Origin of the sequence: Elioraea sp. Yellowstone (genome assembly GCF_006704265.1) — a bacterium.
Taxonomy (GTDB): Bacteria; Pseudomonadota; Alphaproteobacteria; order Acetobacterales; family Acetobacteraceae; genus Elioraea.
On the sequence record NZ_VIKA01000356.1, the window covers coordinates 1 to 336 of the forward strand.

Consider the following 336-nt stretch of genomic DNA (forward strand, 5'->3'; position numbering starts at 1 on the left):
GCCCGGTGCAGCGCGACCGCCAGGGCCGCCGGCGCCCCCTCCCCGCCCGAGGCCGCACCCGCGGCGCGGAAGGCGCGCAGATTGGCGTTCGCCACCATCAGCACGGTCGGCAGCGCAGGCGGCACCTGGCCGATCCCGGGCGCCGCCGCCAGCACCAGCCCGGTGCCGGGCGCGATCCGCCCGGTGCCGAACAGGTTGTTCATGGTGAGCGCGCAGGCGACCGCCATGCCGTCGCGATCGACCGCGACGAAGCCCGTGGTGGCCCCCAGCACCGGCGGCAGGCCGCCGCCGGCAGGGACCGTCCCCTCGAGCAGCGCGGCCGGATCCGCGCCCGCG

At 79.5% G+C, this 336-nt stretch carries 1 protein-coding gene; it reads right to left on the reverse strand.

Annotated elements, in window-relative coordinates; translation table 11 throughout:
• The coding region (locus tag FK498_RS19095) for a gamma-glutamyltransferase (protein ID WP_202614954.1) at positions 1-336 on the reverse strand (336 nt) is incomplete at both ends.